Source organism: Candidatus Desulfolinea nitratireducens (assembly GCF_982879505.1).
In genome coordinates this window covers 1,998-5,965 of sequence record NZ_CEYOSI010000213.1, presented here as the reverse complement: position 1 = coordinate 5,965, position 3,968 = coordinate 1,998, and the positions used below count along the sequence as shown (strand labels likewise).

The 3,968-nt window shown below is 51.3% G+C and carries 3 protein-coding genes and 1 pseudogene; 1 reads left to right on the top strand and 3 read right to left on the bottom strand.

Annotated features, from left to right (window positions below):
- Positions 1–168: 168 nt before the first annotated feature.
- Complete coding sequence (tnpA, locus tag AC3DOM_RS14830; protein ID WP_487919821.1) at positions 169–609, top strand: IS200/IS605 family transposase; 441 nt, start codon at positions 169–171, stop codon at positions 607–609.
- Between the two features lie 106 nt (positions 610–715).
- On the opposite strand, the gene AC3DOM_RS14825 is transcribed toward tnpA (AC3DOM_RS14830), so the two are convergent.
- From AC3DOM_RS14825 to AC3DOM_RS14815, 3 genes and pseudogenes are all read right to left on the bottom strand, one after another.
- Positions 716–2,938 (bottom strand): ATP-dependent helicase, encoded by a 2,223-nt coding sequence (locus AC3DOM_RS14825; protein ID WP_487919820.1) that lies wholly within the window; start codon positions 2,936–2,938, stop codon positions 716–718.
- Positions 2,939–3,000: 62 nt separating this feature from the next.
- Complete coding sequence (gene tnpA / locus AC3DOM_RS14820; protein WP_487919819.1) at positions 3,001–3,402, bottom strand: IS200/IS605 family transposase; 402 nt, start codon at positions 3,400–3,402, stop codon at positions 3,001–3,003.
- A gap of 64 nt (positions 3,403–3,466) precedes the next feature.
- Positions 3,467–3,968 (bottom strand): annotated as a pseudogene (locus AC3DOM_RS14815) (hypothetical protein); the annotation flags it as partial.

Below are 3,968 nucleotides of genomic sequence, written 5' to 3'. Positions count from 1 at the left end.
CGATCATTTTATTTTCCATCATCTATTTCAATATACTCAAATCATCTTTTTTATTGTAGAAAAACCACTGCCTATGGCAGTGGAGTAAATATCGGTTCGACCGGTGTATAGAAGATGACGAGTATCATGTATCGACCTAGAAGATGCGAAGCTAATAGGAGATACATGATGGCTCGTCGATTTAGAAAGTTAGCACACTCTCTATATGAGTGCAAGTACCCTATCGTTTTCTGTCCGAAGTATCGTTACAAGATATTGGATGAAGTTGTGTCAAAATATGTACATCAGGAAATCTATCGTCTCTGTACTCAGAAGGATGGAGTAGAGATATTGGAGTTGAATGTACAGCCGGACCATGTTCATGTAGTCCTATGGATACCACCGAAGTATTCGGTATCAAGTGTAGCCGGTTATCTGAAAGGGAAACTGGCTCTACGGCTGTTTGACAGATTTCCGCAATTACGAAAGCGTTACTGGGGTCAGCATGTCTGGTCTCGCGGCTATTGTGTGAGTACGGTAGGCTTGGATGAAGATCATATTCGCCAATATGTTAAGTGGCAGGAAAAGAAAGAAGCAGATTTAGAGCGTGGACAATCGCGCTTATTTTAATTAGCTGAGTAGCATCGCACCTTCTAGGTGCAACACTTCAAGCCACCACCTTTGGTGGTGGTACTTTACTAATATTGTAATACGGAAAATCTTAAAAATTCACTCGTTACTCATCACTTTTTCCGCCCAATAACGCCGCAAAAGGCAGGGCCTGAGTCGAATCCTTGCGGCCCGTATTCCAGGTGATGACCAACTCCTCTTTGGCGCGGGTGATCCCCACATAGAAGAGTCGCAGCCGCTCACGGACGTAATCGACGCGGGCGGCCAGGGTCGCCTGGCCTTCACTGTAAAAATCATATTCGCCGGTCTGGGTGGCCGCATCCAGTTGGGCGAGGGCCTCGGCTTCGAGATTTAACCCATCCCGCAGAAACCATTTCTCCGAGATATACGTATCATTCGGCTGATTGGAGGGGAAGGTATAGGAATTTACCGAAGTCAGATAAACCCGGTCCCACTCGAGACCCTTGGCCTTATGCATCGTCGTCACCACCACTTTGCCCCGATAATTTGTTGGATCAAAACCGCCATCCTCCGCCGAAAAACCGATGAACTTGCGCTGATTTTTGGCGATGATCGATAGCTCTCCTGTCAGCTCTGGCAGACGCCACTCGCTGTGATCGTTGGCAGCCTGTCGCAGAACGAGGGCCAGTTTGTGTGCCAAAGCCAGGTCAGCCGCTTCGGTGAAAAGGTCCTGGGCCAGGGTCAGGATCAGTTGATCGATGGGGAGCGTGACCGCATCCAGCCAGCGTTGGACGATTTTTCTGAAGGCGATCAATTCTGTGATCACATCATCCGATTCGGACTCCTGTAGCCCTGCCAGCCAATCTTCATCGGGGGAGGGGGCAAGGAAAGCCTCCACTTGTGATGCCTTCTTGACCAAACTCGCGATATGTTTATAAAAAGCCTCATACTCATCATTCTCTCGCCAATCCCGCCGCCAGACGCGGTAAACTGTTGCCAATTTGGACGCAGATTGCGGGTCCGCCAGATATTTGACGATATTCCCCAATGCCCCCGCAGTTTGGCGGGTTGACTGTGTGGAGGAGAGCACCTCGACCACTTCGATGTTTTGTTGTTTGAGCGCATCGGCGATCTCGGCGCCGCGCGCATTGCGTGGGACGAGGACCGCTATCGTTTTATCTTTATTGTCCGGCATCCAGCGGGCGATCGAATCGACGATGGCCGAAAGCTCGGCCTCGGGGCTGAACTTTTTATTGATTAAATGGAGTCCATCCAAATTCATGGGCGGGTTCGGTTGTGGATCGTCCGGGCCGGTCGGTTGGATATAGGGTGGCGCAAGCGCATCGCGGGCATCTTCATCCGGATGTGCCTCCATCACCCAATTGATCAACTGGTTTGCCAGATCGATCACGGCTTTTTGCGAACGCCCGGAGTTGGGCAATTCGCGCTGAAAATCGGCTTCGTTGGCGATAAAATCGCGCAGCAATTGCGGGTTGGCGGTGGTAAAGGTTTCAAAAATCGCCTGGTTGGGGTCGCCGACACGCACCCAGTTTCCGCCCTCACCAGAGAGCAGACGCAAAATTTTCTCCTGGGTCTGACTGCTATCCTGCGCTTCATCTTCGAGAATATAGGGCCAGCGGTGGCGCAGGCGTTCAAGAAAATCGGGATCACGCTCGAGCAGATCCAGGGCGAGACGGATCAGATCGTCAAAATCGACCGCGCCTCGATAGGCGAGGGCGCGCTGATAATCAGTGTAGATCGCCAGACCCATTTCAGCGAGGGGCAGCGGGGCGGGTTGATTGGCAAGCTGGGCGCGGAGTTGATCGGGCAGGATCCGGCGATCTTTCGCCGAGCGGATGAAAGCCAGGGCCAGCCCTTCCAATGTATTCGGGAGCTGTTGACGGCGGACCCAATCTCGTTTGGAATTATCCAAATCGGGATCGAGATAATCGTCGAGGGCATTCGGGTTGGCTGCCAGCCAGGCGGATACCGCTTCTTTGCGGATGAAATTGGCTTCACGTTCGTCAATGATCGCGAAGCGTTCCTCCAGCCCGACCAGGCCTGGTTTCTCGCGGACAATATCGTGTGCCAACCCATGCAGGGTCCGTACTCGATATCCGACACGCGGCAAAAGCCCGCGCGCGGTGATGAACCCGTTGATCCGGCTGGAAAAATTATCTACCGCCGAATTGACGAGAGTTACGATCAGCACTTCCTGCTCCCTGGCGAGTTCGCCCCGTCCGATGATCTCAGCTGCCAACGCAGAGAGGGTGAAGGTTTTGCCAGAGCCTGGAACGGCGGCAATCCCCATTGTGCCATGGGTATATTGGAGAATTTTCTGTTGAGAGGGGCGGAAGGTTGGGTTCATAGAATTTTAATCTGTCCGCACGGCGGTGAACCGATTGTGCTATTTTTACGAAGTCCTTTGGACTAAATCTTTTCTAACGTATCCTTCAGATTATTGGCTGCATGATGTTTCTTCTGATTTAAGATATAACGCATAATAACGGGCAGATTTTTCTCACCAAATGATAATACGCCATATTCCTCTTGCCAATAAAATTTGTATCCTGGGTGAACGGTATGATTTACAAAATGGGAGCTGTTTCCCTTTACCTCTCCAATAAATTTTGCAAATGCGATTTTGGGTGGAACCGATACAGCCAAATGGATATGATCCTCCACCTCACCGATGGCGTGGACGATGCAGCCCAGATTAATACCCTTTTTGGCGATGATGCTGTGTAAATCCGCTTCAAATTCGGCCAAAATTAACGGCTCCCGTCTTTTTGTCGCCCAAATGAAATGATAGAAAAGTTTCCAATATGGCATGTTTTTTTAGCCCTAACAGGGCTTTGTATTTGTAGCACGGAGGATTTATCCCCATGCGAATATATTATTTATTTCCATCCTGCAAGACCTGCTGAAAAGCCTTCAACAAGACCCCGCGCTGCTCGAAACCTGATTCGCCCAATTCAGACAAACCCAGGTAGAGGCGTTCCTTGCAGCGGCGCAGCAGGCCGGTCGTCAGACGTGCCAATGTTTCCTGATTGGCGGTCACATCGTCGGCATCTGTCCAATAATGACCCTCGGCATTATCCCAACCGCGCGATAAGACATAGGGGTGTGTCAGGGGCTGGAAGAGTCGTTCGACCCAGCCGTCCGAGCCGGGGTTCAGCCAGAATTGGACTGCCACCGCCCTGTTTTGCATCAAAAAAGTATAAGCGGGCGCAACCAGGACAGCATTATCAGCTTTCATTTTCCAGGCGCCCAAATACTGCGCCGCGATGACACCTTCGCTGAGCATGGCAATATACTCCCGCCCTAGGGTCAGTGCGTCGGTATCTGCGGAGGCCATCGCCCAGCGGAACTTCTTGACCGACTCGATCAGGCTGGCT

Excerpts from the sequence above, each read along its gene's own strand:
- tnpA (WP_487919821.1), top strand. The coding sequence starts at position 169 with ATGGCTCGTCGATTTAGAAAGTTAGCACACTCTCTATATGAGTGCAAG.
- tnpA (WP_487919819.1), bottom strand. The coding sequence starts at position 3,402 with ATGCCATATTGGAAACTTTTCTATCATTTCATTTGGGCGACAAAAAGA.
- AC3DOM_RS14825 (WP_487919820.1), bottom strand. The coding sequence starts at position 2,938 with ATGAACCCAACCTTCCGCCCCTCTCAACAGAAAATTCTCCAATATACC.